Genomic DNA, 26,037 nt, shown 5'->3' with positions numbered 1-26,037 from the left:
TCTTTGTTCGCGTGCCAGATTTTCGTTTGGATTTCAGCGCGGGATGGGGGTGATCAGGTCTGCGGGCGGAGGCAGATGCTGTGAGTCTTTCGTAAAGCCATAGCCGTCGGAAGAAAGCCCCTGATGCGTGACCGTATGGGAGCAGCCAGTCAGTGTCAGGCCTGCTCCTGTCAGGCAGGCGCCGAGGAGAAGAATACGGATCATGACGGCTCTTTCGTGCTGTGTTCGGAAGGCAGGGAACGGGCCACAACCTGCGCAAGCCGTGTATAGGCCTGAGCCGCTTCGCTGTCGGGTGCGGAAAGGATGATCGGAGTCCCGTCATCGCTACTTGCGCGGATATCGGCGAGCAGCGGGATCTCCGTGAGGAATGGAACGCCCATTTTTTCGGCTTCGGCTTTGGCGCCCCCGTGCCCGAACAGCTCCGTCCGGTGGTTGCAGTTCGGGCAGCAGAAATAGGACATGTTCTCGACGACGCCAAGGATGGGCGTTGCCATCCGTTCGAACATGGCCACGCCGCGCCGTGCATCCAGCAACGCGATATCCTGAGGTGTGGAGACGATGACTGCGCCACCGGCAGCAAGCTTGGGGCCGAGCTTCTGGGCCAGGGTCAGTTGGGCGTCGCCGGTACCGGGGGGCATGTCGATTACGAGGACGTCGAGTTCGCCCCATTCGACTTCACCCAGAAACTGCGTCAGGGCGCCCATGACCATCGGGCCGCGCCAGATCATGGCCTGGTTCTCGTCCACCAGATAGCCGATCGACATGCTTTTCAGGCCCCAGGCTTCGATCGGCAGGATCGTCCCGTCCACGACTTCCGGGCGGGCGTTGCGTCCCAGCATCCGCGGCAGGGACGGGCCATAGATGTCTGCGTCGAGAAGGCCGGTTTTCAGGCCCTGCTGGGCCAGCCCGACCGCCAGGTTGACGGCCGTAGTGGACTTGCCCACGCCACCCTTGCCCGATGCGACGGCAATGACGACCTTGACGCCGGGCAGCAGCGTCTCAGGCGCATGTCTGCTTGCGGCATTGCGGCGTTTGTCGCCCAAGTTGAAAGGACGGTGGCCGCCGCCCTGAGTTGGGGCATTGGCAGCGGCCGGCGTTGCGGGACGATGGGACGTGAAGGACAGCGTGGCGCCCGTGATGCCGGGCAGGCTCGCAATTGCGGCTTCGACGCGCGGCCGCAGTGGCTCCACGCGCGACGCGTTCTCGCGCGACGTCGCCAGCGAGACATGGGCATGACCTTTGCGGACCGATACGCTCTCCAGAGTGGCAAAAGACAGGACGTTCGAGCCCTGGGCGTCCTGCTCGCTTTTCAGGATGTCGGTAATGCGGGTCTCGGCGCTGGGAAGATGGGTCTCCGGGGAGCCGGGCGGCATGTTGTTGGGGGGCGTGGTGTCAGTCATGCCGGGCTCTCATCAGGGGAACATCGTATCGGAAAGGACTCTGAGCCTAGCATGACCGGGCCAAAAACGCATCCTGAACGGCGGGATGGTGACTAAGGGCCACGTTCTGCGTTAGCGTGCAGGTATGAAAAACCTGCTCGCCCGTTTCGGCTCCCGTCGTGCTGCCTGTCTTGCTGTTTCCGGTATGGCCTTGTCCTTCGCGGGCGGCTGGAGTGTGAGCCCTGTTTTTGCCCAGAGCGCGCCCCCGACTTCAAGCCAGCCGTCTTCGGCGCCGACCCCGGCGCCGCGCTCCGTGCTGCCGAGCTTCGCGGATCTGGCGAACAGGCTGCTTCCCTCGGTCGTAAATGTCTCGACATCCGCAGTGCTCAAGCCGTCAAAGAATGATGATAAGGGCCCAGATTCCAGCGCTCCGGACGGCTCGCAGGTGCCCCCGTTCCAGCCGGGCTCCCCGCTGGAAAAGTTCTTCCATGACTACCTGAAGCACAAACCTGCCCCTAACCAGCCACCGCGCCGGCAACAAGCTCTGGGCTCGGGTTTCATCATTGATGCGTCCGGTATCATCGTGACGAACAACCACGTCATTGAAGGAGCGGATCAGGTCAGCGTGACGCTTCAGGACGGGACGGAAATGCCGGCTCGGATCGTAGGGCGTGACAGTCAGGTCGATCTGGCAGTGCTCGAGGTCAAGCCGAAGCATTCGCTCCCGACCGTTCCGCTCGGGCAGAGCGACAAGGCGCGGATCGGGGACTGGGTTCTGGCGATCGGAAATCCATTCGGCTTGAATGGGACTGTGACTGCGGGCATCATTTCTTCGCGTGGACGAAACGTCGAACACGGTCTGTATGACGATTACATCCAGACCGATGCGGCCATCAATCGCGGTAATTCGGGTGGTCCGTTGTTCAATCTGTCTGGCGAGGTCATCGGTATCAATACGTTGATTTATGGTGGCGCGGGTGGCGATTCCATTGGCATCGGCTTTGCTATTCCGGCTGATGATGCGCGCGGAATTATCGATCAGCTTCGTCGAACGGGGCATGTCTCCCGTGGCTGGATGGGGCTGAAGTTCCAGAACGTGACGAACGACATTGCAGAGACGCTCGATTTTCACAAGCCGGATGGTTCCAACGGCAAGGGGACGCTGATTTCGGAAATCGATCCGAAAGGGCCTGCTGCAAAAGCCGGACTTGAGGTCGGCGATATCATCACTCGCGTGGGCGATCAGGACGTGACCGGACAGACCATGCCGCGCATCATCGCGTCCATCCTGCCTGGTGCGAAGGCGCAGTTGACAGTCTGGCATAAGGGTGCGCTCAAAACGCTGCCGATTACGCTAGGCCAGTCGCCTACGCCGCCGGACATGCCGCCGTCGGACACACATCAGCCCGAACATCCTCATGCGGCACTAGGCGAGCTGGGTGTAACGGTCAGTTCGATCGATGCTGATGCCCGCACGCAGTACGCCCTGACCGACGACCAGCGCGGCGTTCTCGTCTCGCGTGTCGAGGCCGGAAGCCCCGCTGCATCGCGCGGGATTGCGGAAGGAAACGTCATCACACAGGTCGGACAGGACCAGATCAACACGCCGGATGATTTCGCCAAGGCCGTGCAGCGTCTGCATGAGCGCAAGAAGACGGAAGTGCTGCTGCTGGTTCAGGACGATGACGGACTCCGCTGGGTACCGGTGCCCTTCCTTGGGAACTGATGCCGTTTCCTTGCGCTGAAAGCTGCCATGAACTTTCTGACACGTCTGGGCCAGAAATGGCTGTCCGTGCCGCCCCGACATAGCGGATGGCGCGAAGTGATGCGCCCAGCGACGCGCCAGACCATCCGCGTTTTGGTGTCGGTCGTGGTGGCTTGGATTGTGGGTTCGCTCATACATCTGCCGGAGATGATCTGGGCGTTGGTGACAGCGCTGATCGTCACGCAGTCCAGTATTAGCCAAACCATGACGACGGCGCGGGCGCAGATCAGCGGTACGCTGATCGGGGCGCTGGCAGGGGTGTGTGCGGTCGTTCTGGAGATCATGACGGGCCTGCGCTGGCTTCCGTTCTGGATCATGCTGGCCCCGCTAGTGTTCCTGACCGCCATCCAGCCGACGCTGCGTTTTGCCTGCATTACGCTGATAATCGTGTATCTTTTCCCGAGTCAGGGTAGTCCGTTCCTGCCCATGATAACGCGGCTCCTGGCCATCGTGGTCGGTGTCGCGGTTTCGATTGTGGTGTCGTTCTGCATCCTGCACAACAGCGCGCGCAAACAGGCTTTTCATACGGCCGCGTGTCTGTTGCGTCGCATGGATCAGCTTCTCAAAAGTGCGCTTGATCAGAACACGGGCTGGGCGGTGATCGAGCGCCAGAATGATGATTGTGTGACTCTGCTGAAGGAGCTGGAAGACGCCGTGACCGAGGCACGGCGCGAGCGTTGGAAGGAGCTGGAAAAGCGCGATCCGGTTTTGGCAGCGCTCCCTAGATTGATGCGGCGCCTGTTGACCGACATGATGCTGGTGGCACGTGCCATTGCGACGGGGCGTGCGACCGGGAACACAGGCCTGCTGCCTTTGTACAAGGGGCTGAGTCATGCGCTGCGTGGGCTGGCACATAGTTGCGAAGAGCAGTTGCGCGCAAAGCAGAACCAGCATGAACAGCAGTCCGAAGACGAGGAAATCCTCGACCTCCTGCCGCGATTGGAAGAGCAGACCCGTCCTGAGATGCGTTTTGTGATGTCCCTGTTCCGCGAGGATCTCGAACGGGCTGTTGGGGTGCTCATGCGTTCTGATGCGAGTGCCGCAAAAGGTCTCTGAACAGGACGTCCCGCGGAGGGCAGTCAGAGGTCGAAATGGCTCCTGTTGAAACCGTCATTCGGTTTTTACGTTGTTTCGGGGCTATGATGGCACATGCCCGGCCTTGTCGGTCCCCGTCAGCGACCGGCCCGAAACCACGGAGAATTCCATGATTACGCGCGAAACCCTTAAGTCTCTTCCTGCCAATGTCCAGGCTCCCCCCTATGACATCGACGGGATCAAGCCTGGGATCGTGCATTTCGGTGTAGGTAACTTTTTTCGAGCCCATGAGGCGTTCTACGTCGAGCAGATTCTTGAACACGCTCCGGACTGGGCGATTGTTGGTGTTGGCCTGACGGGCAGTGACCGTTCAAAGAAAAAAGCCGAGGAATTCAAGGCCCAGGACTGCCTGTATTCCCTGACCGAGACGGCTCCGTCCGGCAAGAGCACGGTGCGCGTCATGGGCGCGCTGCGTGACTACCTGCTTGCCCCGGCCGATCCGGAAGCCGTACTGAAGCATCTTGTTGATCCGGCCATCCGCATCGTTTCCATGACGATCACGGAAGGCGGCTACAACATCAACGAGACGACCGGTGCGTTCGATCTGGAGAATGCGGCAGTAAAGGCCGACCTCAAGAACCCGGAAAAGCCGTCCACCGTTTTCGGTTACGTGGTCGAGGCCTTGCGTCGTCGTCGGGATGCCGGTGGTAAGGCATTTACTGTCATGTCCTGTGATAACCTGCGTCATAACGGCAATGTCGCCCGCAAGGCCTTCCTTGGCTATGCGAAGGCGCGCGATCCGGAGTTGGCGAAGTGGATTGAGGAAAACGCGACCTTCCCGAACGGAATGGTTGATCGCATCACCCCGACCGTCTCGGCGGAAATCGCCAAGAAGCTTAACGCGGCCAGTGGGCTGGATGACGACCTGCCGCTGGTGGCCGAGGATTTCCATCAGTGGGTGCTGGAAGAGCGGTTTGCGAATGGCCGTCCGCCGCTTGAAAAAGCCGGCGTGCAGATGGTCGGGGACGTGACGGACTGGGAGTACGTCAAGATCCGAATGCTTAATGCAGGGCACGTCATGCTCTGCTTCCCGGGCATTCTGGTCGGCTATGAGAATGTGGATGACGCCATTGAAGACAGCGAACTCCTTGGCAATCTGAAGAACTATCTCAACAAGGATGTCATCCCGACCCTGAAGGCGCCTTCAGGCATGACGCTCGAAGGCTATCGGGACAGCGTCATCAGCCGTTTCTCCAACAAGGCGATGTCGGACCAGACGCTCCGGATTGCTAGCGATGGCTGTTCCAAGGTTCAGGTGTTCTGGACGGAAACCGTGCGGCGGGCGATCGAAGACAAGCGGGATCTGTCACGCATAGCGTTCGGAATTGCATCCTATCTCGAAATGCTGCGTGGTCGCGACGAGAAGGGCGGGACGTATGAATCGTCCGAGCCGACTTATGGCGACGCCGAATGGAAGTTGGCCAAGGCGGACGACTTCGAAAGCTCTCTGAAGCTCCCGGCGTTCGATGGGTGGCGCGATCTGGATACGTCCGAACTGGATCAAAAGGTCATCGTGCTGCGGAAGATCATCCGCGAAAAGGGCGTAAAAGCCGCCATCCCGGCCTGAATTCGGCTTTTAGGGTAGCGACTGAAACAGAAAACCGCGCTCTGGAAGGAGCGCGGTTTTTTTTTATGCTCAGATCTGTCCCATCAGGACAAGGATCACGACGACCACGATCAGGACAAGTCCGCTGGAGGGGGAGCCCCATTTCGAACTGTACGGCCATGACGGCAGCGCACCGAGATCAGGATTACAAGAAGGATCAGTCCCATGGCACATCTCTCTTGCCGGTTGAGACTGGTCTGTGTTCAGGGTGTCTAAAAAGTTTCCGTAGGGGCGCGAAAGATCAAAGCTGTCGGTCGCGCTTAATCCGGTCCCAAGCCGCATTGATGCGGGCCACCCGGTCCTGTGCGCGTTTGCGCTCTGTCTCTGACATAGGTTTCTGGGCCAGCACGTCCGGATGATGTTCGCGGATCAGGGTGCGCCAGCGCACGCGGATTTCTGTGTCAGTTGCGCTGCGGGTGATGCCGAGAATACGATAGGCATCCGGCTCGTTTCCGCTGGCGGCGCGATTGTTGCCGCTTTCGGCCCGGTCCCATGCTCCTGGCGGCAGGCCAAATGCCCCGTGAACGCGCTGCAGAAAATCGATTTCCTTCGGGTGAAGTTCGCGGCTGGGGCCTGCATCGGCACGGGCGATGCGGAACAGTGCCGTCATGAGGTTCTCAAGCGGCGCCGTATTATCGGCATAGGCCTTGCCCATTTCGCGGGCATACATCTCGAAATCGTCCGTCCGGTCGCGGGCGCGATCGAACAGCATGCCGACTTCCTTGGTGTTATCGGGGGGGAACTGGAAGCAGGTCTTGAAAGCGTTGATTTCGTGCCGGTTCACCGGCCCATCGATCTTCGCCAGCTTCGCGCACAGGGCAACAAGGCCGATGGCGTAAAGCTGATCTCGTTTGCCCAGGGCCGCAGCAATCTTGGCAGCGCCGAAAAAGGCCGCGCTGTTGGGATCGGGACGGCCATTCGCGGGAAAGCGCTCACTCCAGCCGCCCGTTGAGGGCTTGAGTAGCGAACCGTTATCGGCGGCATGCCCCAGCGCTGCGCCCATCAGTGCTCCGAAAGGACCACCAACCGCGAAGCCCGCGACACCACCGAACATCTTGCCCCAGATAGCCATGTCATCAACCTAGCACGCCCGCTCACAGCGGCAAATGACAGATCGCAGGCTGGGTGTAGGTGCTGATGCGCCAACCGTCCGGGCTTGCGGTGTGGTATAAGCTGGGAGTTACGAACTTATCGCTGTCTCATGCTTTTGAGGCGCAGGTTCTTCTGTTCGTTTCATGACGGATATTTTTATGCCCACCTTGATCCAGACTGCTACTTCGATCCCTTTCCGCTCTGATGATGAACTGATGGATCTTTTGATCAAGCGTCTGCCAATGTGGCTGCAGAAAGTGCTGAACTGGTTGCGGGAAGCGGATCATAAATGGGTTCGGATTCCGGCAGGCGTGCTTTTCATGCTGGGCGGCGTTCTGTCCATCCTGCCTGTTCTGGGTCTGTGGATGCTGCCGATCGGCGTGATGTTGCTTGCGCAGGATATTCCGCTCTTCCGTCGCCTTCAGGGCCGCCTCCTGCGCTGGATCGAACGTCAACATCCGGATTGGCTGGGCCTTTCGGCGAAAAGCGGCGGAAGCTAACCGCTCGTCTGGACGTGTTTCTGAAGATGTATCAGCGCTGCAACCCGCAGGGCTGAAGCCAGTGGGCGCTCTGGTGGTCGCGCGGCATCGAGAGAAGCCACCAGAGACGCAAAGCTCTGCTGGCGGACTGCGGCCATCGCGTCCAGTACCGTCCAGAACTCGGGTTCCAGTGCCACGGACGTCCGGTGTCCTGACAGAGACAGACTACGTTTGACGAGATCACTCATTTCGGTTGTGCCTCAAGGCGGTTCAAAGCCCATTGCGCGGTTTCTGAAACATCAGGATCCGGATCACTCAGCAGCTCCCGCGCAGAAGATATGAGCGACGGATCGGCCGAGTTGCCGATCGCGATCAGGACGTTACGTACGAACCGGTTGCGTCCGATCCGTTTGACCGGAGAGCCAGCAAAAAACGTCCGGAATGTCGCATCATCCAGTCGCACCAGTCCGTCGAGTTTTGGTGCAATCAGCTCCGGGCGGGCCTGAAGCTTGATGTGCCGCGCGCTTTCTGCAAAGCGGTTCCATGGACAGACGGCCAGACAATCATCGCAGCCATAGATGTGATTGCCGATTTTTGGCCGTAGTTCATGCGGGATCGGGCCTTTATGCTCGATCGTCAGATATGAGATGCAGCGGCGTGCATCCATCTTCCCCGGCCCTGTGAAGGCTTCTGTCGGGCAGGCGGTTAGGCAGCGCGTGCAGGAACCACAGCCTCCACCCATGGGGGCAGACGGTGTCAGTTCCAGCGTGGTATAGATTTCGCCCAGCAGCAGCCATGACCCATGCTCACGCGACACGAGACAGGTATGCTTTCCCGTCCAGCCAAGATGAGCTTTTTCCGCCAGTGCCCGCTCGGAGACAGGAGCTGTATCCACGAAGACCTTTACTTGCGTCTCCGGGCCACCCAACTTCACGACGAACTGCGCCAGATGTTTGAGCATTCCTTTGATGACGTCATGGTAGTCCCGGTTACGGGCATAGACGGAGATATTGCCGCACTCGGGATTGGTTGTCGGTCCTTCGGCAGGGGCGTAGGACAGGCCGAGCGAAATTACACTTCGGACTTCGGGCCACAGGGCCTGTGGGTGGGAGCGTTCCTCGATACGCGTTTCCATCCAATCCATCGTGCCATGATAGCCCTGCGCGACGAATTCCCGCAGGTTCCGAGCCACTTCCGGCCCGAGTTCCGCCTTGCAAAATCCGACCGCGTCGAAACCGAGATGCAGGGCATGTGCCGCAATTCGGGCTTCAAGCCCTGTATCGGGTTTTGGGGAGGTAGGCATTGAAGGAACAGGTCTCGCCGGTGAACGGGGAGCCGTTATGCCATCAGGGACGCAGACGGACCAGCTTTTCTGCTGTCCGGAACCGCTGATGCAGACAGGATTTGTCATGATCTGAAAATGGCTTGCCACGTCGGAGATGGGGCGGCATCGTCGCGCCATGCGACATTCTTTCTTTCATGTTCTGCCCGCTGTTGTTCTGGGTATGACTTCTGCTTTGACGATGATTCCGGCTGTACATGCTGCTCCGCAGTCTGTCACACAGGTTTATGACCGCATCCGGAATGATCCGGTCCGGTTGAACATGTTCCTCCGTGCCTTCCCGAAAGGGGCGGACCTGCACAACCATCTGGTTGGTGCAATCTATGCCGAAAACATGCTGAACTGGGCCGCGCACGATGGCCTGTGCGTGTCGCTGAAGGAAAAACGCATTCTCGACCATGCCTGTACACATCCGGGAGAGGGGGAGTTTCCGGCTGCCGAACTGTCGCATCATGAGGAAACGGAAAATGTCCTGATCGATGCGCTGTCCATGCGGGACTTCGTGCCCGCTCCTGGCGATGCCTCTGGGCATGACCATTTCTTCGCGACATTCGCCCGGTTTGGTTCCATCGATGATGCGCATTCGGGCGATATGCTGGCTGAAGCGCGTGACCGGGCGGCCCGTGACCATGTGACCTATCTGGAGCTGATGATTTCGCCCGGGATTGGCGGGATGATTGGCGCGGGTTTCCATCATCCGCTGAAGGGTGACGACTTCGCGGCCGCGCACCACGCGCTTATGCCGGAAATTCCAGAACTGGTGCAGAAAGCCCGCGCTGCGACGGACCAGATGGAAGTGCAGGCTCGGGATGTGCTGAAATGCGGGACCTTGCAGGCTCATCCCGGATGCGCGGTGACGGTGCGCTATCTGTTCCAGACCCGGCGCACATTACCGCCGCAGGCTGTTTATGCGCAGCTTGATGCCGGTTATGCGACCGTGAAAGCCGATCCGCGCTTTGTCGGGCTTAACATTGTGGCGCCCGAAGACGATCCGACTGCCATGCGCGATTATGACCTGCATATGCGGATGTTTCATTTCCTGAACGGCGTCACTCCGGGCGTGAAACTGAGCCTGCATGCCGGCGAACTGACGACTGGTCTCGTCCCTACTGAAGGTCTGCGTCACCACATCCGCGCTGCCATTGATGTGGCGGGAGCCAGCCGTATTGGGCATGGCGTGGATGTGGCGCTTGAGGACGATCCGGCATCACTTCTGGCCGAGATGGCACGACGCCATGTGATGGTGGAAATCAACCTGACCAGCAATGACGAAATTCTTGGTATCAAGGGCTCTGCCCATCCGTTTGGTCTTTATCGCAGGGCTAGCGTGCCGATGGCGCTTTCCACGGATGACGAGGGCGTCTCACGGGGCGATCTGACGCAGGAATATGTCCGCGCGGCTCAGACTTACGACTTGTCCTATGCCGATCTGAAAACCCTGTCCCGCACCGGGTTGGAATACGCCTTCGTTCCAGGAGAAAGTCTGTGGTCCGATCATCAGCTGGGACAGTTCGTGCCAGCCTGCGGGACGCTGCCCGCTGTATCCGGTACCTGTACGATTTTCCTGAAAACCAGCGAGAAAGCTCGTCTGCAATGGGCGCTCGAACAGCGGTTTGGCACATTTGAAGCCACTGTTACACATGAGGGACTTTACCAGTGAAATCTATCTCAACCGTTTTTGGGGCCACGCTCCTGTCCCTGTGTGTCCTCGGTTCGGCCTCGGCTCATGCGCCGATCCCCGTGCGTGTTGTCGTCGTCACAACCTTCGAGATCGGCAAGGATACGGGGGACACGGCAGGCGAATACCAGAACTGGATCGAAAAACTGCCACTGCAGCAAACGATCCCGGCACCCGGCACCGATCATGACGTGATGCATTACAATCCGGATCTGCATGTTCTGGGGATCGTGAGCGGGGAGGGACCTGAGCACATGGCCTCGGCTCTTACAGCTCTCGTACTCGATCCACGCTTCGATCTGCGTCACGCCTATTTCGTGCTGGCTGGAATTGGTGGAATTGATCCGAATTTCGGTACCATTGGTTCGGCCGTCTGGGCGCCGCGTGTTATTAATGGTGGCCTGTCTCATTTGATTGATCCGCGCGAAATTCCTGCGTCCTGGCCGGATGGGTTCACGCCCGTGCAGAGCAGCACACCGGATGAACAGCCGCGCCCCGCGCTTCATTCCGGTATGGGAGATATGGAATATACGCTTGATCCGGCCCTTGTGCAGTGGGCTTATGGGATGACGAAGGACATCACGCTTCCTGACAATGCCGGACTGAAGGCATCGCGCTTGCGTTACACCGGTTTTGCAGCCGCCCAGAAACCGCCTTCTGTTCAGCTTGGTGACACGATCTCGGGCGAGACCTTCTGGGTTGGTTCGAAAATGAACCAATGGGCCGAGCGGTGGGTGAAATACTGGACGGACGGGCAGGGCGTCATGGCGACGACGGCCGAAGAGGATGTTGCGTTCTGTCAGGCTCTGGCGCTTCAGGGAAAGGCGGGGCGCGTTGATCCGAAGCGTGCGCTGATTCTGCGGACGGCTAGCAATTTCGACATGCAATCACCGGGCCAGAGTGCCGCGCAGCTTCTGTCGGACGAGGCGCATGAGACTGGATTTTCAGGATTTCAGGCCTCGGTCGATGCAGCCTATACGGTGGGGAGTGTGGTCGTAAAGGAACTGGCGACTCACTGGGAGCAGTATGAAAAATCGCTGCCGACGGCCCGGTAAATTCGATGGTGTCCAGTCATGGTCGATTTTTTTGACTTCATGAACACCATTAATCGCGCCCAATCCCGTAATGAGATGGAAGACGGGGCGTTAGCTATGGACCAGTATGGGGCGTTCCTTCGCGGTGCGCCTCATCCAGAAGGTGTTCAGCATTTCGGCTTTTTTCCTCGAGGCGTACACATCATTTAATGGAAAAGTGCAATTCCGTGCAGCTCACCAGAATGGTCCGAAGCAACCTGCGGCTGCCGTGGCAATGGTGAGAATGGATAGTCCTGCATCACCGGCCATTCCCAGAACCGCTGCAAACCAGATGGTCGCAGTCGTTGTAAGGCCTCGCACGGCCTCGCGGCGCATGAAAAATCACGTTGCCCCCGATGACGCCGCTTCCTGAGACGATCCGCCCGGCATCAATGATCTTCATGAAGCCGTATTTAGAAAACAGCATGAGCAGGGTGCGGAAACCCCGATAAGCGTATGCGTTCGCAGATCCGCCCTTCACCCCCCCCATTCATGAATCAGGATTACAGTGCCAGATTCGGCATCGGCCATTCGTCTTCGCTCCAGTCGCCCTTGGTCCAGTTTTCGCGCAGCTTTACGGCAAGTGCATCGAGCGTACCGTCCACGATGGCGGCGCGGATCTGGCGCATCAGGCGCTGGTAATAGGCCAGATTATGCCAAGTCAGCAGCATCGGGCCGAGCATTTCGTTGGCGCGGAACAGATGGTGCAGATAGGCACGGCTGTAACGCCCGGCGATGGGGGTGTCGTCATGCGGCGTCAGCGTGCGCGTGTCTTCGGCGAAACGGGCATTGCGCAGATTGATGGCGCCGCGCTCGGTATAGGCGCGGGCCGTGCGCCCCGCGCGCGAGGGCATCACGCAGTCGAACATATCCACGCCGCGCATGACCGCGCCAAGAAGATCGTCCGGCGTGCCGACGCCCATCAGGTACCGCGCCTTATCCTGCGGCAGCATTGGCGTGGTGAAGTCCAGCGTCGAGAACATCAGTTCCTGACCTTCGCCTACGGCCAGACCACCGATCGCATAGCCTTCAAAGCCGATATCGGTCAGGGCCTTGATGGAATATTCGCGCAGATCACGCTCGGTGCCGCCCTGCACGATGCCGAACTGCCCATATCCTTCGCGGGCAACAAACGCCTCGCGGGAGCGGGCGGCCCAGCGCATGGACATTTCCATGGATTTTCGCAGGGCTTCGGGCGTGGCGGGCAGGGCCGGACACTCGTCGAACGCCATGGTGATGGTCGCGTCGAGCTTGAACTGGATGTCGGTCGAGATTTCCGGGGTCAAGCGGTGCTTGCTGCCGTCGATATGTGAGCGGAACGTCACGCCGTCTTCGTCGAGCTTACGCAGCGCGCCGAGGGACATGACCTGAAATCCGCCGGAATCGGTCAGGATCGGGCCGGGCCAGTCCATCATTCTGTGCAGGCCGCCCAGCTTCTGCACGCGGTCCGCCGTAGGGCGCAGCATCAGATGATAGGTGTTGCCCAGAACGATGCGTGCCCCCGTGGAGCGCACCGCGTCCATCGTCATGCCCTTGACCGTGCCGACAGTTCCGACCGGCATGAAGGTCGGGGTCGGGACTGTGCCGTGGCGGGTGTGCAGATGGCCCGCGCGCGCCATGCCGCAGCTCGCTTCAGGCACCCAGATCATTTTGGTGGCGTGATCGGTTTTCTGATCGTTCATGGCGCGCGCTCCAGCAGGCAGGCATCGCCATACGAATAGAACCGCAATCCGTTGGCGATGGCGTAGGCATAGGCCTCACGCATGGTCTCGGTGCCGCTGAACGCGCAGACGAGCATGAACAGCGTCGAACGCGGCAGATGGAAATTGGTCATCAGCACATCCACCGCCTTGAAGCGATATCCGGGCTTGATAAAAATGGAGGTCTCGCCACGCCACGGAGCGACGGTCCCATCCTCGCGGGCTGCGCTTTCCAGCAAGCGCAGGGAGGTGGTGCCGACGGCTACGATCCGGCCGCCACGGGCGCGGGTTTCGTTGATGGCGGCAGCAGTCTCTTCGTCGATCTCACCCCATTCCGCGTGCATTTTGTGCTCAGCGATCGTGGAGCGGACCGGTAGGAATGTGCCCGCACCGACATGCAGCGTCAGGGTTCGGCGCTGGATACCTTTTGCGTCCAATGCTGTGAGTACTTCAGGTGTGAAATGCAGGCCAGCCGTGGGGGCTGCTACGGCGCCACGGTGTTGTGAGAAAATGGTGCGGTAATCTGCATCGTCCTGCTTCGTCGGGCCGAAAGGACGGTTGATATAAGGCGGTAGAGCCAAAGCACCGACACGTTCGAGAAACGCATCGAAATCGTCTCCCTCGACTGAGAAGCGGATGCTGACCGCGCCGTCGCCTTCGTTGTCAACAACGGTGGCCGTGACCACATCATCACCGAAATGCAGGACGTCCTGCGGTTTCAGCTTGCGGGAATTGCGTGCCAAGGCATGCCAGCTTCCATCCGCCAGAATACGGTCGAGCGTCAGCCCGATCTTCGCCTCGCCGCGTGTGGCCGCAAGCTGGGCGCGGATGACGGCCGTATTATTGGCAATCAGAAGATCCCCCTCACGCAGGAAATCCGGCAGGTCGCGGATCACATGCGGATCAGGCGCCAGACCAGGCCGCACATGCAGCAGCGTTGCGCTGTCACGCGGGCGTGCAGGCTCCGTCGCGATGTGATCGCGGGGGAGTTCGAAATCGAAGGGGGCGAGATCGTCCGTCATGGGAACGTTCTCTAGCAGGTTCGGCCCGTATGAAAACGTCAGACCGGCGGGCCTGACGTCTCTTTTTGTGTAGCAGGTGTGCGTTTCAGGCCGAAACGCTGAGCAGATGGCTCGTATCGCTGCTGGAGCTGGAGTTCGAAGATCCCCCAGAGGTCGTCTCGGAAATGATGTTGCCTTGGGCGTCCTCGACGATGGTCGTCGTAGAGCCGTCGGCATTCAGTTTGGTCGTCGTAGTTTCTTGCGTGGAGGAACTGCTGCTGGACGATGAGGACGCGCTGCCCGCGCTGTAAAGGCTGCTCATGGCCGAAGAGCCGATGGAAGAAATGCCTGTCATAATGAAAAGACTCCGTTGGGAAGAAACGAAGACCAGTTTCGGATCAGAAGGTTAAGAAAGGATAAGGACTCCTGTAACCGAGTGATACGGAGTGTATTCGGTTGCGATATTCGCAGCAGTTTCAATCGCAATGACGGTATGATCTGTAATCAAGGCGTTATTTCATGCTGGGAAGTGTTTTCGCTTCCTGCCAGAGTGCTTCCATGGTCGGCAGGTCCTGCTCGGCTATGGTCTGCCCCTTGCGGGCGAGCATGGTTTCCATCGCTTCGAAGCGGCGGGTGAATTTGGTATTGCTCCGGCGCAGGGCCGCTTCGGGGTCGATATTCAGTTTGCGGGCCAGACTTGCCACGGTGAACAGGACATCGCCCAGTTCGTCCTCGATGCGGTCCGGGTCTCCGCCGAGTTCGGCTTTCAGTTCGTCGATTTCTTCATGGACTTTGTCGAGAATCCCGGTGGGATCGTCCCAGTCGAAACCCACGCGGGCGGCACGGCGGCTGAGTTTTGCGGCGCGCATCAGGGCGGGGAGCGGAAGGGCAACACCGGCCAGTGCGCCATATTCGGCCTTGCGCTGACGCTCGGCGTCTTTTTCCCGCTCCCATGTGTCGTCATCCATTGCCGCATCGCCAAAAACATGCGGGTGACGGCGCACAAGCTTGTCGGCAATTATGCCCGCCACAGTCTCAAAATCGAAATGTCCGGCTTCTGAACCCATCTGGGCCTGAAAGACGACCTGAAATAGCAAATCACCCAGTTCATCAGGTATGGCATCGCGGTCGTTACGCGCAATGGCGTCCATGACTTCATAGGCTTCTTCGATTGCGAACGGCGCAATCGTGGCAGGGGTTTGTTCCACGTCCCAAGGGCAACCGCCTTTGGGGGCGCGTAGACGCTTCATGATATCCAGCAGACGGTCGATCTGCCGGGAGGAGGGCTGGGTCATCGAAACATCCTGCTGTTATCGTTCTGCAAGGTTCATACCCGTGTGGTTCTATGGATGAAAGCGCCGGGAAGGGCGGCAACGGGTGACAGCATGACATTCCCGACGTAAAACGACTACCAGACGTTTCGGGTATCGACCGGGGCGGGACGGATTTGCAGACAGGGTGGATGGCGTATGGCTCGCATTTTCATTGATGGGGAAGCAGGCACGACAGGTCTGGGCATTCGCCAGCGGATCGAAGCCCTCCCGGCTTCCTATGGTCTGGAAATCCTGTCCATCGACCATGCGTTGCGCAAGGATATAGCGGCCCGTCGCTCCATGCTCGAGCAGGCCGATATCGCCATCCTGTGCCTACCGGATGATGCGGCCCGGGAGACGGTGACGCTGGCGGAAGGGTTGAACGTCCGGATTCTGGACGCGAGCACGGCACACCGTATTGCGGATGGCTGGGTCTATGGTTTCCCCGAGCTGGACGCGGAACAGGAAGCTGCCATCAAGGGCGCGCGGTTTGTCGCCAATCCTGGTTGCTATCCGACAGGCGCTATTGCCCTGATGCGCCCGCTGGTCCGGTCGGGGCTTCTGCCGGCCCATCATCCTGTTTCCATCAATGCTGTCTCCGGCTACAGCGGAGCAGGGCGTGTGGCGATTGAGGAGCATGAAAAGAACGGCGGTCCGGCTTTCTTCCTTTACGGGCTGAACCTCAAGCACAAACATTTGCCTGAAATTCGGCATTATTCGGGCTTGACGCGACAGCCGCTGTTCGTGCCGTCGGTCGGGCATTTCCCGCAGGGCATGATCGTTTCCATTCCGCTGCATCTGAAGGACCTGCCGGGGCAGCCTTCGGCCGCAGAACTAGAAGCCGTGCTTCAGGGCGCTTATGCGGGATGTCAACATGTGCGCGTTTTTCCCGACGAGACGCAGCTTGTGGCCGACACACTGGCTAATACTGACGACATGGAGCTGCGTGTTCATCATAATGGCGAGCAGGTCGTCCTGACGGCGCGGCTGGACAATCTAGGCAAGGGGGCTTCAGGCGCAGCTATCCAGAATCTGCTTTTGATGCTGGGGCTTTAGAGTCTGCACTCTGCGGCTCAGATTTTGCGGTCTGGCACTTTCTCCGAGAATGTATTAGAATTCGATTAGCCCGTGCGAGAGTGGCGGAACGGTAGACGCAGTCGGCTCAAAATCGACCGCCGAAAGGCATAGGGGTTCGAATCCCCTCTCTCGCACCATGAGCGGTCATTTCCTGCCGGAATGACCTCAGGACCGATCAGCCCGGAACGAGCATGTCCAAGCCGACTGTCAGACCATCCCGCCCGTTCTTCTCCTCAGGTCCTTGCGCCAAGCGCCCCGGATGGTCGTTGTCCGGTCTGGACCAAGCCCTGTTGGGTCGTTCGCACCGTGCACCAGAAGGTCGCGCGCGTCTCAAGGAAGTTATCACACGCTCGAAAGATGTGCTCGGTATCCCGTTGGACTGGCGCGTCGGCATTGTTCCAGCTTCCGATACGGGGGCTGTGGAAATGGTCCTGTGGGCGCTCGCGGGTGAGCGCGGAATTGACGTTCTGTCCTTTGAAAGCTTCTCCGGAACTTGGGCGCAGGATCTGCGCGACGTTCTGAAAATCGAGGATCTGCGGGTTTTGGACGCGCCGTATGGTGAACTGCCCGACCTGACGAAAGTGGAGTGGGACCGCGATGTCGTCCTGACATGGAACGGCACGACGTCGGGCGTCTGCATCCCAGATGCCAGCGCCATTCCGACTGAGCACGGAGGCCTTGTCATCTGCGATGCAACCTCCGCAGCTTTTGCGATGGACCTGCCCTGGGACCGGCTCGATATCGTGACATGGTCCTGGCAGAAGGCGCTGGGAGGTGAGGCCGCGCATGGCATGGTGGCGCTGAGCCCTCGTGCCGCGGCCCGTCTGGCTCAGCCATCGCCGCGTCCGCTGCCCAAGATTTTTCGTTTGGCCAACAAGAAGGGCCTGATCGAAGCTATTTTCGAAGGTGATACGATTAACACGCCGTCAATGCTCTGCGTCGAGGACGCTTTGGACGGTCTGCGCTGGGCTGAACAGATTGGTGGTCTTCCGGCCCTGAAGGCCCGTTCGCAGCAGAATCTGGCTGCCGTGACGAAATGGATTGGGACAGCTGACTGGGTGTCCTTTCTGTCTGTCGGGGAAGAGACGCGTTCTAGCACATCGATTTGCCTGAAAATCACGGCGCCGTGGTTTGAAAGCCTGTCTGCCGCAGAGAAAGGCAAGGCCGTCAAGCATCTGACGGATCTCGTGGCGAAGGAAGGTGCGGGTTACGATCTCGCGTCCTATCGGGATGCTCCGGCCGGTTTGCGGATCTGGGGTGGTGCCACGGTCGAGACGGCCGATATCGAGGCGCTGTTGCCTTGGCTCGACTGGGCTTATGAGCAGACTCGCGCGGACTTCTCTGCATGAGCCTGTATTCCGAGACACCGAGTGCCGCTCTACTGCCGTCCGGATTTGCTGATCTTCTTCCCGGTGAAGCCGAAGCGGAAGCCCGCGGTATTGCCAGCGTGATGGAAGCTTTTTCCCGTCATGGCTATCAGCGTGTCCGTCCACCCCTGTTGGAATTCGAGACGTCGCTGCTTGGTGGATCAGGGCAATCCCTCGCTCCCCAGACCTTCCGTTTGATGGACCCGAATTCGCACCGCATGATGGCGCTGCGTCCGGATATGACCACGCAGATCGCCCGCATTGCGAGCATCCGCCTTCAGGGTGCGCCGCGCCCGCTGCGTCTGTCCTATTCGGGTAGTTGCATTGTTGTTGGAACGCCGGGCCGTGAAGCTGACCGTCAGATTTCTCAGGCCGGGATCGAACTGATTGGCCCCGACAGCGCTCAGGCCGATGCGGAGGTCATAGCTCTTGGCGCGAAGGCGCTCGCTGAACTCGGAATTGAAGGCGTGTCCTTCGACCTGTCTATGCCAGCTCTGGCACTGGGTCTGATCGAGGACGTCATTCCCAAAGCCGATCGTGAACCGCTGCTGCATGCGCTGGACCGCAAGGATGCCAGTGCTGTAGCCGAGTTGGGTGGCCCGATCGCCGGGATTCTGGCGCTCATGCTCCGCGCCGCCGGTCCTGCTGACCGTGCGCTAGATCTGCTTGCCTCGTTAGATTATCCTAAGGAGGTTGTCGGGCACTTCGAGCGTCTGGCTGCATCTGTGGCCGCGATCCGTGAGCGCAGTCCAGATCTGCGTCTGACGATTGATCCCGTCGATTTTCGTGGATGGCGCTATCATACTGGCCTGTGCGTGACGGTCTTTTCCACGGCTTCCCGCGAGGAGCTGGGACGTGGCGGTCGTTATCTGGCCGGGCAAGAGCCTGCCTGTGGCCTGACGCTTCGTCCGCAGGCTCTTCTGCGTGCAGCTCCGGTGTCTGCGTCGCGTCCGCGCTGCTATGTTCCGGTTGATCTCGATGCGGCCAGCCTTTCAGCGCTTCATGCGTCTGGTTACGCCACGGTGTCTGCCCTGTCCCATGACGAGGATCCGGTCGTTCAGGCGCGGCATCTGCGGTGCGCCCATGTCTGGAAGGGTGGTGCGGCTCAGCCGCTCTGATCCATCGTTTCTTTTCGTCTTTCTCCAGTCTCGTCAGTTCTAGGAAGTCAGCTCATGTCCAACGTCACCGTGATCGGAACCCAGTGGGGAGATGAGGGTAAAGGCAAGATCGTCGACTGGCTCGCCAGCCGTGCCGACATCGTTGTTCGCTTTCAGGGTGGTCACAACGCCGGTCATACGCTGGTCGTGGGCGATCAGGTTTACAAGCTGTCGCTGCTGCCCTCGGGTCTGGTTCGTGGCAAGATCGGCGTGATCGGCAATGGCGTCGTCGTGGACCCGAAGGCTCTGATGACCGAAATCGACCGCGTGACGGCGCAGGGTCTGGTTGTTACACCAGAGACGCTGTGGATTGCTGAGAACGCTCCGCTGATCCTGCCGGTACATGGCGCGCTCGATCGTGCGCGTGAAGCTGCCCGTGGTGAGCACAAGATCGGCACGACCGGTCGTGGCATCGGCCCGGCTTATGAGGACAAGGTCGCCCGTCGTGCCATCCGCATCTGCGACCTGGCCGAGCCCGAGACGCTGAACTGGAAGCTGGACGAACTGCTCCTGCACCACAACACGCTGCTCGCCGGTCTGGGTGCCGAGACGTTCACGAAGGGGCAGCTCAAGGACTTCCTGACCGAGATCACGCCGCGCCTTTTGCCGTTCTCCTGCCAGGTCTGGGACCGTCTGGACGAAGCCCGCCGTGCCGGTCGTCGCATCTTGTTTGAAGGCGCGCAGGCTGTCATGCTGGACGTCGATCATGGCACCTATCCGTATGTCACGAGTTCCAACACTGTTGCGGCTGTTGCAGCATCGGGCAGCGGCGTCAGCCCATCTTCCGTGGGGTTCGTGCTCGGAATTGCCAAGGCCTATACGACCCGCGTGGGCGAAGGACCGTTTCCGACCGAATTGCATGATCAGACCGGCCGGACTCTTGGTGAGCGTGGCCATGAATTTGGTACTGTCACTGGCCGTCCCCGCCGTTGCGGCTGGTTCGATGCGGTTCTGATCCGGCGTGCCGTTCGCGTCGGTGGCGTCAGCGGCATCGCCCTTACGAAGCTGGACGTGCTGGATGGTCTGGATGAGATCTCCATCTGCGTCGGCTATGAACTGGACGGCAAGAAGATCGAGACGTTCCCGTCCGCTCCGGGCGCACAGGCCCGCGTCAAGCCGGTTTACGAGACGATGCCGGGCTGGAAAGAGACAACCGCAGGCGCTCGTTCCTGGGCTGAACTTCCTGCGCAGGCCATCAAATATGTCCGTCGCATTGAAGAACTGATCGAAGCGCCGGTGACGCTGCTTTCCACAAGCCCGGAACGCGACGACACCATTCTAATGCGCGATCCGTTCGAAGACTGATCTCCCAGTCCCGGAATCGGTCGTTGCATTAACGAAGTCTCAATCCCTGTCCGGCACAAAAGACCGGATAGGGAAACAACGGGACTTCAATGGCCGACACTCAGGCAGATAACAGCCAGGAACTGCTCATCGCCGAGCGGTATCTGATCAGCCTGGACCGCAAACAGCCCGATCTCGGCGGCTGTGCGACTTATGGAGCCCAGGACATGACGGTATCCGGGGCGTCCTATCTGGCCCTGGCTCCTTTCGCGCCTTCTCCCCGGCTTACCGAAATCATGTTCTTTCGTCATGAAAGCGTGATTTCCATCCAGACCCACGAATATTCTCAGGGCACCTTGTGGTTGCTCTGTCCTCATCCCCCCGGTCCCTCGCTTGCGGAAGGGCTGGGGTTGTGGACGGAGAACCAGCTGATCGACGGCGTCATCCGTCCGATGGCGGTGCTTCTTCAGCGGCTGGAGGCCGAAAAGCTGACATGCCGCAGCATCCGTCCTGATAACCTGTTCGTTGGGCAGGGGTTGCACAAGGTCGTGCTTGGACCTCTGGGAGTGGCCGCACCGGGTGAAAAACAGCCCATTCTTTTCGAACCCCTGTCTTCAGCTGTCTGCCGCCCCTCCGCCCGCGGTGAGGGGACGATGGATTGCGACGTTTTTTCGCTGGGGGTCGTTATTCTTGCGCTCGCTATCGGAAAGCTCCCTCTTGAAGGCCTCTCCGATACGGATATTCTCAAGCGGCGTTTCGAAATCGGTACACCCGCCGCCTACATGGACGGCCATAACGTGCCGGTCGGGCTCCGCTCGCTTCTGACGGCGATGCTGTCCGATGATCCTGTCAGCCGCCCTTCGCCACGCGATCTTGTGACGATTGCGCCCAGCAAGGTCTTTACGGTCCGTCCGGTCATTCCTGCGCGTATCCCCCTCATGATCGGGGGAAATGCCGTCTACACCCCTCAGGCCCTCGCCTGGTATGCGGGGCGGCACCCTGCGGAATTCTCCGTATTGCTGCAAAGAAAAGTCGTCAGCAACTGGTTGGTGCGCGAGCTGGAACTCTCCGTCATGGCGGGGCTGATCGAACAGGCGAGTGCCTCATTCCTTCCGGCCGGTGGCAGCAAGATGGTTGATCCTGCTACGATGGTCATCACGCATGCGATTTCCGTCCTCGATCCTGCCGCGCCCATGTTCTGGGGTGGTACCTGGTTCTGGCCTGAGGCGCTTCCCCAGATGGTGGTTCAGGCAACGGTTCAGCCTTCCACTCCGGATGAAGAGCGGACGGTCCGGAATGTTCTGAGTTTCATGATGGCTAATCCCGATGCCTTCATGTCCGCCCATCTGCCTCAGCGGCAGAGCCATCAAATTACCACCCTGTCCGTGGCGGCACGACGCATTGGAACCAGAGGGGGGGATCTGGTCAGACGTTTCCCGTATGAGCTGAACAGATTTCTGCCCTGCCTTTCAAAGAGATGTCTGGAGGCCCGGATTTCCTTGCCGGAAGGGCTGTTGCAATGGCTGAACCGGCATGTGGGCATTGAGGATCTGCCGGACGAGGTTCTGGGACGGAACGGCTTTCTGGATGATCAGATGCGTTCCTTTCTTGAAGCGAACTGCGCGCGTCAGGGAATCGTTCCGCTTTCTCAGTCGCAGAAAGCGGGCTTGCCAGGCTGGCTCGCCGATTTGACCGTGCTTGCGGCCGTACAGAGGAAATTCGACCGGACGCCGCTTAGTTTTTTGGCGCAGCGGGCCTTGCCGCTTCTGGAAACGGAACTACGTCAGTGGCGGAGCAAGGCATCGCGTGCTCGCCGACGCGTGCGTCTTGGTAAGGCGGCGGAAGACGGAAATCTCGGCACGTTTCTGGCGATCGTCAATGATCCGACGGGTCTTCGGCTGGATCAGCGTCAGGCCCAGGAAGCCGAGGCAGAAATCAGCAATCTGATGCGTGTTCTCGATGAAGCGCCCGAGCGTAAGGCCGCCAAGGATCGTGAAGCACGCAATTCGGGAGAATTCTTTTCACTTCTGACAGGCATTGCCGTGGCAATGGTGAGTATCTGGCTGGAGTTCTGTCGGTGAGGAGGACCCATGACGCCCGTTAGACAGGCAGAGCCGGAATCGCTCCGGGCCCCGGGATTCCGCTGGTGGCACGGGATTATCATCGGGCTGCTGCTCTCCTATGTTCCTGGAAGTCTGGTGGTTGCAGGCGTTCTGCTGTTTCCCTTGGTCGCCCTGAAGCTTGTTGACCCCAATGCTGACGGTCAGCGGATCATGATCGTGTTGTTCTATGTCGGCGCTGCCATGGTGCATCCTCTGCACGAGGCCTGGGCTGCAAACGGAGACTGGGAGACGTGTATCGCGCAGATCACGCAACCCGTTACGCTGGCACTGGACTGGCTTGCCGTTGGGGCGGCCTGGCTCGTGGCGGAAGCCTCGGCCATTAGCGGCCGGCTTTGGAACGCGGAAATTGCGCGACGCGAGCGTAAATCCATCGAAAAACGCATCGCGTATCTTCAGGAAGAGTGGATGTCCTCGGATGAGGATGCGCCTGCGACCTAATCTGCAGGCCGCAGAATTTAGCGCCTTACGTAGAAGGCGTTTCGTCGGTTGAGGTTTCCAATAGTCTGGATGCCAGATCGTTGGAGCCACCGACTAAGCCTTTTGCATATTCCTGAGCCGAGAAAGGGCGCAAATCCTCGGCTTGTTCTCCAACACCGACCATGTGGACTGGCAGTTTGAACTGCTCCGCAAGTGCCACAACAATCCCGCCGCGGGCGGAACCATCCAGTTTGGTCACGATCAGTCCGGTTACATTCACCAGTTCACGGAAGACCCGCACCTGTTCTATGGCGTTCTGTCCAGTCGTTGCATCCAGAACCAGCAGGACGGAGTGGGGCGCTGTTTCATCGAATTTCCGCATGACACGGATGATCTTGGCCAGTTCCTCCATCAGCGCGCCCTTGTTGTGTAGGCGCCCTGCAGTGTCGATCAGAAGAAGGTCGGTTCCGGCTTCGGTTGCGCGCTTGAGGCCGTCATAGGCCAGGCCTGCAGCATCGGCGCCATGTTTGCCGGCGATGACGGGCACGTTGGCGCGCTTGCCCCAGACTTCAAGTTGTTCGACGGCAGCGGCACGGAACGTATCTCCCGCCACCAGCATTACGGATTTGCCTTCTTCCATATAATGACGAGTCATCTTGCCGATCGTGGTGGTCTTGCCGACGCCGTTGACGCCGACAACCAGAATGACGTGGGGTTTCTTCTTCGGATCGGGCTCGAGGGGAATGGCTACTGGTTCAAGGACGCGAGCGATCTCGGTTGCAAGCGTCTCGCGGATTTCGTCGCTGGTGACGTCCTTGCCAAAGCGCGTACTGCGGAAGTTCTCGATGACGCGCTCGGCCACGGCAGGTCCGAGGTCAGCTGCAATCAGCTCGTCCTCGAGCTCCTCAAGAGCTGTTTCATCCAGCTTGCGATGCGTGAAGACGGCGCCGAGACGCGAGCTCGACCGCGAAAGACCCTGTTTGAGTCGTGAGAAAAATCCAGCCATGCATGGGAGTTCGGACAGGTCGCGCCGAACGTCAAGGGTATAGGAAGATCTGAACGCGTTTCAGTTGCGGATTTCGGCTAGAAGTGTCCCATTTTCCAGTGCCGTGGCGCGAACGGGCACGAAACTGCCGCGGATTGGCGCAGATGCGGTTCCGGTCAGACGCACGGCGGCAAACTCCGGCGAATGGCCGCGATCTGGTGTCTCGACCAGAATATTGAACTCGGTGCCGATGAGACGTTGCAGGAAACGGTCACGGTTTGCCTCGCCGATGTCGCGCAGACAGGCTGCGCGTTTCTGGCGCTCAGCATTGGGGACGGCTGGCATGCGAGCGGCGGGCGTTCCGGGGCGTTCGCTGTAAGGGAAGACATGAAGGAAGGGAATCTGCTGTTCTTCGATAAAAGTGCGCGTTTCCTCGAACAGAGCATCCGTTTCCGTGGGAAAGCCCGCGATCAAATCGGCCCCGATGCCTGCCCCTGGGCGGACGGACCGGACGCGGCGCAGCGTTGCCGCGACCCCGGCTGTATCATGGCGGCGCTTCATGCGCTTGAGAATGAGATCCGATCCTGCCTGCAGGGACAGGTGCAGATGCGGCATCAGGCGGGGTTCGTTTTCAAGCAGCCACCACAGATCTGTATCCCCCGTCTCTACATCCAGAAGAACAGGGTCGATGGAGGAGAGGCGCAGTCGTCGTATGCCTTCTACGCGGCGCAGCAGTTCACGACATAACGTGCCCAGCCCCTTACCTTCGAACCCTTGCCATGAAGCGATGTCCACGCCGGTCAGGACAATTTCCTGATGCCCGGCTTCGACCAGTGCTTCGGCGCGCGTGATGGCGTCCTCAATGGGCGTGGAGCGGGAGTCTCCACGCCCATACGGGATGATGCAGAAGGTGCAGCGGTGATCGCAGCCCTGCTGGACTTGAAGAAGGGCGCGTACATGACGGGATGGTGGCAGGTTTGCGCTGGTATCCCCCCAGATGGCGGGCTTAAGTTTGTCTTCATTGGACACAACGCGAACAACGCCCGGTAGCTCGGCCCAGCGGTCTGGTGCGATGTCGGAAGCGCAGCCCGTCACGACGATTTTTGCATCCGGATTTTCGCGATGCGCCCGTCGAATGGCCTGCCGTGCCTGTCGCTCGGCCGTAGTGGTTACGGCACAGGTATTAACGATGATGGTGTCGGTCTGGCCGCGCGCATGATGGGCCATGCCATCGCTCTCATGGGCGTTGAGGCGGCAGCCGAATGTCAGAATGGAGGCGGTCACGCGGTCGTCCCGTGGAAGACCGTGACGGCGGGGCCTGTCATGAGAACATGTCCGTCTTCACGCCATGTAATGCGCAGGTCCCCGCCATCCATCGTGACCGTACAGGTCCGTTCGGTGAGACCGCGACGAACAGCGTTCACGACGGCGGCGCAAGCTCCCGACCCGCAGGCGAACGTCAGGCCAGCTCCGCGTTCCCAGACGCGCAGACGCATGTGTGTGTGGGAAAGGATTTGCGCGAAACCAATATTGGCGCGTTCCGGGAAGAGGGGATTCCGTTCGAGCTCCGGCCCCAGTTCTTCTGCGCGGGAAACATTCCCAAACAGCGTGGCGTGCGGATTGCCCATCGAGCAGGCGGCCGCGTCATGCAGCGGCAGGTGCAGCGTATCACAGGCGCGGGACAGTGGCACGTCTTGCCAGTCCAGTCGGGGTGTCCCCATATCGACGGTAAAGAGATCGCCATCCTGTGCCGTGGGGAGAAGGCCGGCAGCCGTCTGGAGCGTGGGCGTACCCCCAACGAATTTCACCACGCAGCGGGACGCATTGCCGCAAGCTCCGGCTTCTGAACCGTCGGGATTGAAGAAACGGACATGCACGTCCGCACCGTGCAGGGTCGGCGGTGTGAGCAGAACCAGCTGGTCGCAGCCGATTCCGAAGCGTCGGTCGCACAGGTTGCGGATGGTGGGGGTATCGAGCGCGGGATCGTTCTGACGGGCGTCGATCACGACGAAATCGTTGCCCAGACCGTGCATTTTCGTAAAGGAGAGGCTCATGGTGGCTCCTCTCATAAAGCATCCCGTGGGTTGACGCACGGGGAACATGC

The 26,037-nt window shown here is 59.8% G+C and carries 27 protein-coding genes and 1 tRNA gene; 14 read left to right on the top strand and 14 right to left on the bottom strand.

What is annotated here, in order from left to right; translation table 11 throughout:
• Positions 1 to 33: 33 nt before the first annotated feature.
• Together GSP01_RS14725 and GSP01_RS08810 are read right to left on the bottom strand one after the other, a co-directional pair.
• A complete protein-coding gene (locus tag GSP01_RS14725) occupies positions 34 to 204 on the bottom strand; it encodes a hypothetical protein (protein WP_167495507.1) in 171 nt (56 codons plus the stop codon).
• The gene (locus GSP01_RS08810) at positions 201 to 1,400 is read right to left on the bottom strand and encodes an Mrp/NBP35 family ATP-binding protein (protein WP_174787578.1); all 1,200 of its coding nucleotides are present in this window, start codon (positions 1,398 to 1,400) and stop codon (positions 201 to 203) included. Before GSP01_RS08810 ends, GSP01_RS14725 begins: the two co-directional genes overlap by 4 nt.
• 124 nt (positions 1,401 to 1,524) lie before the next feature.
• Between GSP01_RS08810 and GSP01_RS08805 the strand changes: the two genes are divergently transcribed.
• From GSP01_RS08805 to GSP01_RS08795, 3 genes are all read left to right on the top strand, one after another.
• On the top strand, positions 1,525 to 3,105 hold the full coding sequence (locus GSP01_RS08805) for a Do family serine endopeptidase (protein WP_141352761.1): 1,581 nt from the start codon (positions 1,525 to 1,527) through the stop codon (positions 3,103 to 3,105).
• 27 nt (positions 3,106 to 3,132) lie between these two features.
• The gene (locus GSP01_RS08800; RefSeq protein WP_141352759.1) at positions 3,133 to 4,200 is read left to right on the top strand and encodes an FUSC family protein; all 1,068 of its coding nucleotides are present in this window, start codon (positions 3,133 to 3,135) and stop codon (positions 4,198 to 4,200) included.
• A 148-nt stretch (positions 4,201 to 4,348) separates the two neighbouring features.
• Positions 4,349 to 5,806 (top strand): mannitol dehydrogenase family protein, encoded by a 1,458-nt coding sequence (locus GSP01_RS08795; RefSeq protein ID WP_141352757.1) that lies wholly within the window; start codon positions 4,349 to 4,351, stop codon positions 5,804 to 5,806.
• 69 nt (positions 5,807 to 5,875) lie between these two features.
• On the opposite strand, the gene GSP01_RS08790 is transcribed toward GSP01_RS08795, so the two are convergent.
• The gene (locus GSP01_RS08790) at positions 5,876 to 6,019 is read right to left on the bottom strand and encodes a DUF3309 family protein (RefSeq protein ID WP_306414202.1); all 144 of its coding nucleotides are present in this window, start codon (positions 6,017 to 6,019) and stop codon (positions 5,876 to 5,878) included.
• Positions 6,020 to 6,086: 67 nt separating this feature from the next.
• On the bottom strand, positions 6,087 to 6,917 hold the full coding sequence (locus GSP01_RS08785) for a TerB family tellurite resistance protein (protein WP_167495506.1): 831 nt from the start codon (positions 6,915 to 6,917) through the stop codon (positions 6,087 to 6,089).
• A gap of 178 nt (positions 6,918 to 7,095) precedes the next feature.
• On the opposite strand from GSP01_RS08785, the gene GSP01_RS08780 reads away from it, so the two are divergent.
• Positions 7,096 to 7,437, top strand: a complete 342-nt coding sequence (locus GSP01_RS08780; RefSeq protein WP_228123942.1) for a hypothetical protein — start codon at positions 7,096 to 7,098, stop codon at positions 7,435 to 7,437.
• Here the strand turns inward: GSP01_RS08780 and GSP01_RS08775 are convergent.
• Together GSP01_RS08775 and queG are read right to left on the bottom strand one after the other, a co-directional pair.
• Positions 7,434 to 7,664 carry a ribbon-helix-helix domain-containing protein gene (locus tag GSP01_RS08775; RefSeq protein ID WP_141352753.1) on the bottom strand — a complete coding sequence of 77 codons (231 nt, stop codon included), beginning with the start codon at positions 7,662 to 7,664 and terminating at the stop codon, positions 7,434 to 7,436. The genes GSP01_RS08780 and GSP01_RS08775 overlap by 4 nt on opposite strands.
• On the bottom strand, positions 7,661 to 8,719 hold the full coding sequence (gene queG / locus GSP01_RS08770) for a tRNA epoxyqueuosine(34) reductase QueG (RefSeq protein ID WP_141352751.1): 1,059 nt from the start codon (positions 8,717 to 8,719) through the stop codon (positions 7,661 to 7,663). The genes GSP01_RS08775 and queG overlap by 4 nt, the downstream gene beginning before the upstream one ends.
• A 157-nt stretch (positions 8,720 to 8,876) precedes the next feature.
• Between queG and GSP01_RS08765 the strand changes: the two genes are divergently transcribed.
• Genes GSP01_RS08765 through GSP01_RS14870 form a run of 3 tightly spaced genes read left to right on the top strand, consistent with a single transcriptional unit; the run spans position 8,877 to position 11,680 of the window.
• Positions 8,877 to 10,418, top strand: a complete 1,542-nt coding sequence (locus tag GSP01_RS08765) for an adenosine deaminase family protein (RefSeq protein ID WP_141352749.1) — start codon at positions 8,877 to 8,879, stop codon at positions 10,416 to 10,418.
• Entirely contained in the window at positions 10,415 to 11,491 is a 1,077-nt protein-coding gene (locus tag GSP01_RS08760) for a purine nucleoside permease (RefSeq protein WP_141352747.1), read from the top strand. The genes GSP01_RS08765 and GSP01_RS08760 overlap by 4 nt, the downstream gene beginning before the upstream one ends.
• A gap of 18 nt (positions 11,492 to 11,509) precedes the next feature.
• Positions 11,510 to 11,680, top strand: coding sequence for a hypothetical protein (locus GSP01_RS14870; RefSeq protein ID WP_174787577.1), 171 nt, complete (start codon positions 11,510 to 11,512; stop codon positions 11,678 to 11,680).
• Positions 11,681 to 11,704: 24 nt separating this feature from the next.
• Here the strand turns inward: GSP01_RS14870 and GSP01_RS14865 are convergent, their stop codons facing one another.
• The 5 genes from GSP01_RS14865 to mazG form a co-directional block, all read right to left on the bottom strand.
• Positions 11,705 to 11,845 (bottom strand): hypothetical protein, encoded by a 141-nt coding sequence (locus tag GSP01_RS14865; RefSeq protein WP_174787576.1) that lies wholly within the window; start codon positions 11,843 to 11,845, stop codon positions 11,705 to 11,707.
• A gap of 167 nt (positions 11,846 to 12,012) precedes the next feature.
• On the bottom strand, positions 12,013 to 13,191 hold the full coding sequence (gene tgt, locus GSP01_RS08750; RefSeq protein WP_373320063.1) for a tRNA guanosine(34) transglycosylase Tgt: 1,179 nt from the start codon (positions 13,189 to 13,191) through the stop codon (positions 12,013 to 12,015).
• A complete protein-coding gene (gene queA / locus GSP01_RS08745; protein ID WP_141352745.1) occupies positions 13,188 to 14,231 on the bottom strand; it encodes a tRNA preQ1(34) S-adenosylmethionine ribosyltransferase-isomerase QueA in 1,044 nt (347 codons plus the stop codon). Before queA ends, tgt begins: the two co-directional genes overlap by 4 nt.
• An 85-nt stretch (positions 14,232 to 14,316) precedes the next feature.
• Positions 14,317 to 14,565 (bottom strand): hypothetical protein, encoded by a 249-nt coding sequence (locus GSP01_RS08740; RefSeq protein ID WP_174787575.1) that lies wholly within the window; start codon positions 14,563 to 14,565, stop codon positions 14,317 to 14,319.
• A 157-nt stretch (positions 14,566 to 14,722) separates the two neighbouring features.
• Positions 14,723 to 15,505: a nucleoside triphosphate pyrophosphohydrolase gene (gene mazG, locus GSP01_RS08735; protein WP_141352741.1), complete on the bottom strand. Its 783-nt coding sequence runs from the start codon at positions 15,503 to 15,505 to the stop codon at positions 14,723 to 14,725.
• A gap of 174 nt (positions 15,506 to 15,679) precedes the next feature.
• Here mazG and argC point away from each other — a divergent pair, with 174 nt between their 5' ends.
• The 7 genes from argC to GSP01_RS08700 all read left to right on the top strand — a co-directional run bounded on the left by argC (position 15,680) and on the right by GSP01_RS08700 (position 22,969).
• Positions 15,680 to 16,579 (top strand): N-acetyl-gamma-glutamyl-phosphate reductase, encoded by a 900-nt coding sequence (argC, locus tag GSP01_RS08730; RefSeq protein ID WP_141352739.1) that lies wholly within the window; start codon positions 15,680 to 15,682, stop codon positions 16,577 to 16,579.
• Positions 16,580 to 16,653: 74 nt separating this feature from the next.
• A tRNA-Leu gene (locus GSP01_RS08725) sits at positions 16,654 to 16,737 on the top strand.
• A gap of 54 nt (positions 16,738 to 16,791) precedes the next feature.
• Positions 16,792 to 17,949, top strand: coding sequence for a phosphoserine transaminase (locus tag GSP01_RS08720; RefSeq protein ID WP_141352737.1), 1,158 nt, complete (start codon positions 16,792 to 16,794; stop codon positions 17,947 to 17,949).
• Positions 17,946 to 19,085: an ATP phosphoribosyltransferase regulatory subunit gene (locus tag GSP01_RS08715; RefSeq protein ID WP_141352735.1), complete on the top strand. Its 1,140-nt coding sequence runs from the start codon at positions 17,946 to 17,948 to the stop codon at positions 19,083 to 19,085. The genes GSP01_RS08720 and GSP01_RS08715 overlap by 4 nt, the downstream gene beginning before the upstream one ends.
• 54 nt (positions 19,086 to 19,139) lie before the next feature.
• Entirely contained in the window at positions 19,140 to 20,429 is a 1,290-nt protein-coding gene (locus tag GSP01_RS08710) for an adenylosuccinate synthase (RefSeq protein WP_141352733.1), read from the top strand.
• Between the two features lie 89 nt (positions 20,430 to 20,518).
• Positions 20,519 to 22,489 carry a serine/threonine-protein kinase gene (locus GSP01_RS08705; protein WP_141352731.1) on the top strand — a complete coding sequence of 657 codons (1,971 nt, stop codon included), beginning with the start codon at positions 20,519 to 20,521 and terminating at the stop codon, positions 22,487 to 22,489.
• A gap of 9 nt (positions 22,490 to 22,498) precedes the next feature.
• Complete coding sequence (locus GSP01_RS08700) at positions 22,499 to 22,969, top strand: hypothetical protein (protein ID WP_141352729.1); 471 nt, start codon at positions 22,499 to 22,501, stop codon at positions 22,967 to 22,969.
• A gap of 25 nt (positions 22,970 to 22,994) precedes the next feature.
• On the opposite strand, the gene ftsY is transcribed toward GSP01_RS08700, so the two are convergent.
• The 3 genes from ftsY to dapF are packed head-to-tail and all read right to left on the bottom strand — an operon-like array spanning position 22,995 to position 25,987.
• The gene (gene ftsY, locus GSP01_RS08695) at positions 22,995 to 23,954 is read right to left on the bottom strand and encodes a signal recognition particle-docking protein FtsY (RefSeq protein WP_141352727.1); all 960 of its coding nucleotides are present in this window, start codon (positions 23,952 to 23,954) and stop codon (positions 22,995 to 22,997) included.
• Between the two features lie 60 nt (positions 23,955 to 24,014).
• The gene (locus GSP01_RS08690; protein WP_141352725.1) at positions 24,015 to 25,217 is read right to left on the bottom strand and encodes a MiaB/RimO family radical SAM methylthiotransferase; all 1,203 of its coding nucleotides are present in this window, start codon (positions 25,215 to 25,217) and stop codon (positions 24,015 to 24,017) included.
• Positions 25,214 to 25,987 carry a diaminopimelate epimerase gene (gene dapF / locus GSP01_RS08685; protein ID WP_141352723.1) on the bottom strand — a complete coding sequence of 258 codons (774 nt, stop codon included), beginning with the start codon at positions 25,985 to 25,987 and terminating at the stop codon, positions 25,214 to 25,216. The genes GSP01_RS08690 and dapF overlap by 4 nt, the downstream gene beginning before the upstream one ends.
• Positions 25,988 to 26,037 lie beyond the last annotated feature (50 nt).

Origin of the sequence: Gluconobacter sphaericus NBRC 12467 (genome assembly GCF_006539125.1) — a bacterium.
GTDB lineage: Bacteria > Pseudomonadota > Alphaproteobacteria > Acetobacterales > Acetobacteraceae > Gluconobacter > Gluconobacter sphaericus.
This window is presented reverse-complemented; position numbering and strand designations above follow the sequence as displayed.

Excerpts from the sequence above, each read along its gene's own strand:
- GSP01_RS14725 (WP_167495507.1), bottom strand. The coding sequence starts at position 204 with ATGATCCGTATTCTTCTCCTCGGCGCCTGCCTGACAGGAGCAGGCCTG.
- GSP01_RS08810 (WP_174787578.1), bottom strand. The coding sequence starts at position 1,400 with ATGACTGACACCACGCCCCCCAACAACATGCCGCCCGGCTCCCCGGAG.
- GSP01_RS08805 (WP_141352761.1), top strand. The coding sequence starts at position 1,525 with ATGAAAAACCTGCTCGCCCGTTTCGGCTCCCGTCGTGCTGCCTGTCTT.
- GSP01_RS08800 (WP_141352759.1), top strand. The coding sequence starts at position 3,133 with ATGAACTTTCTGACACGTCTGGGCCAGAAATGGCTGTCCGTGCCGCCC.
- GSP01_RS08795 (WP_141352757.1), top strand. The coding sequence starts at position 4,349 with ATGATTACGCGCGAAACCCTTAAGTCTCTTCCTGCCAATGTCCAGGCT.
- GSP01_RS08790 (WP_306414202.1), bottom strand. The coding sequence starts at position 6,019 with ATGTGCCATGGGACTGATCCTTCTTGTAATCCTGATCTCGGTGCGCTG.
- GSP01_RS08785 (WP_167495506.1), bottom strand. The coding sequence starts at position 6,917 with ATGGCTATCTGGGGCAAGATGTTCGGTGGTGTCGCGGGCTTCGCGGTT.
- GSP01_RS08780 (WP_228123942.1), top strand. The coding sequence starts at position 7,096 with ATGCCCACCTTGATCCAGACTGCTACTTCGATCCCTTTCCGCTCTGAT.
- GSP01_RS08775 (WP_141352753.1), bottom strand. The coding sequence starts at position 7,664 with ATGAGTGATCTCGTCAAACGTAGTCTGTCTCTGTCAGGACACCGGACG.
- queG (WP_141352751.1), bottom strand. The coding sequence starts at position 8,719 with ATGCCTACCTCCCCAAAACCCGATACAGGGCTTGAAGCCCGAATTGCG.
- GSP01_RS08765 (WP_141352749.1), top strand. The coding sequence starts at position 8,877 with ATGCGACATTCTTTCTTTCATGTTCTGCCCGCTGTTGTTCTGGGTATG.
- GSP01_RS14870 (WP_174787577.1), top strand. The coding sequence starts at position 11,510 with ATGGTCGATTTTTTTGACTTCATGAACACCATTAATCGCGCCCAATCC.
- GSP01_RS14865 (WP_174787576.1), bottom strand. The coding sequence starts at position 11,845 with ATGCGCCGCGAGGCCGTGCGAGGCCTTACAACGACTGCGACCATCTGG.
- tgt (WP_373320063.1), bottom strand. The coding sequence starts at position 13,191 with ATGAACGATCAGAAAACCGATCACGCCACCAAAATGATCTGGGTGCCT.
- queA (WP_141352745.1), bottom strand. The coding sequence starts at position 14,231 with ATGACGGACGATCTCGCCCCCTTCGATTTCGAACTCCCCCGCGATCAC.
- GSP01_RS08740 (WP_174787575.1), bottom strand. The coding sequence starts at position 14,565 with ATGACAGGCATTTCTTCCATCGGCTCTTCGGCCATGAGCAGCCTTTAC.
- mazG (WP_141352741.1), bottom strand. The coding sequence starts at position 15,505 with ATGACCCAGCCCTCCTCCCGGCAGATCGACCGTCTGCTGGATATCATG.
- argC (WP_141352739.1), top strand. The coding sequence starts at position 15,680 with ATGGCTCGCATTTTCATTGATGGGGAAGCAGGCACGACAGGTCTGGGC.
- GSP01_RS08720 (WP_141352737.1), top strand. The coding sequence starts at position 16,792 with ATGTCCAAGCCGACTGTCAGACCATCCCGCCCGTTCTTCTCCTCAGGT.
- GSP01_RS08715 (WP_141352735.1), top strand. The coding sequence starts at position 17,946 with ATGAGCCTGTATTCCGAGACACCGAGTGCCGCTCTACTGCCGTCCGGA.
- GSP01_RS08710 (WP_141352733.1), top strand. The coding sequence starts at position 19,140 with ATGTCCAACGTCACCGTGATCGGAACCCAGTGGGGAGATGAGGGTAAA.
- GSP01_RS08705 (WP_141352731.1), top strand. The coding sequence starts at position 20,519 with ATGGCCGACACTCAGGCAGATAACAGCCAGGAACTGCTCATCGCCGAG.
- GSP01_RS08700 (WP_141352729.1), top strand. The coding sequence starts at position 22,499 with ATGACGCCCGTTAGACAGGCAGAGCCGGAATCGCTCCGGGCCCCGGGA.
- ftsY (WP_141352727.1), bottom strand. The coding sequence starts at position 23,954 with ATGGCTGGATTTTTCTCACGACTCAAACAGGGTCTTTCGCGGTCGAGC.
- dapF (WP_141352723.1), bottom strand. The coding sequence starts at position 25,987 with ATGAGCCTCTCCTTTACGAAAATGCACGGTCTGGGCAACGATTTCGTC.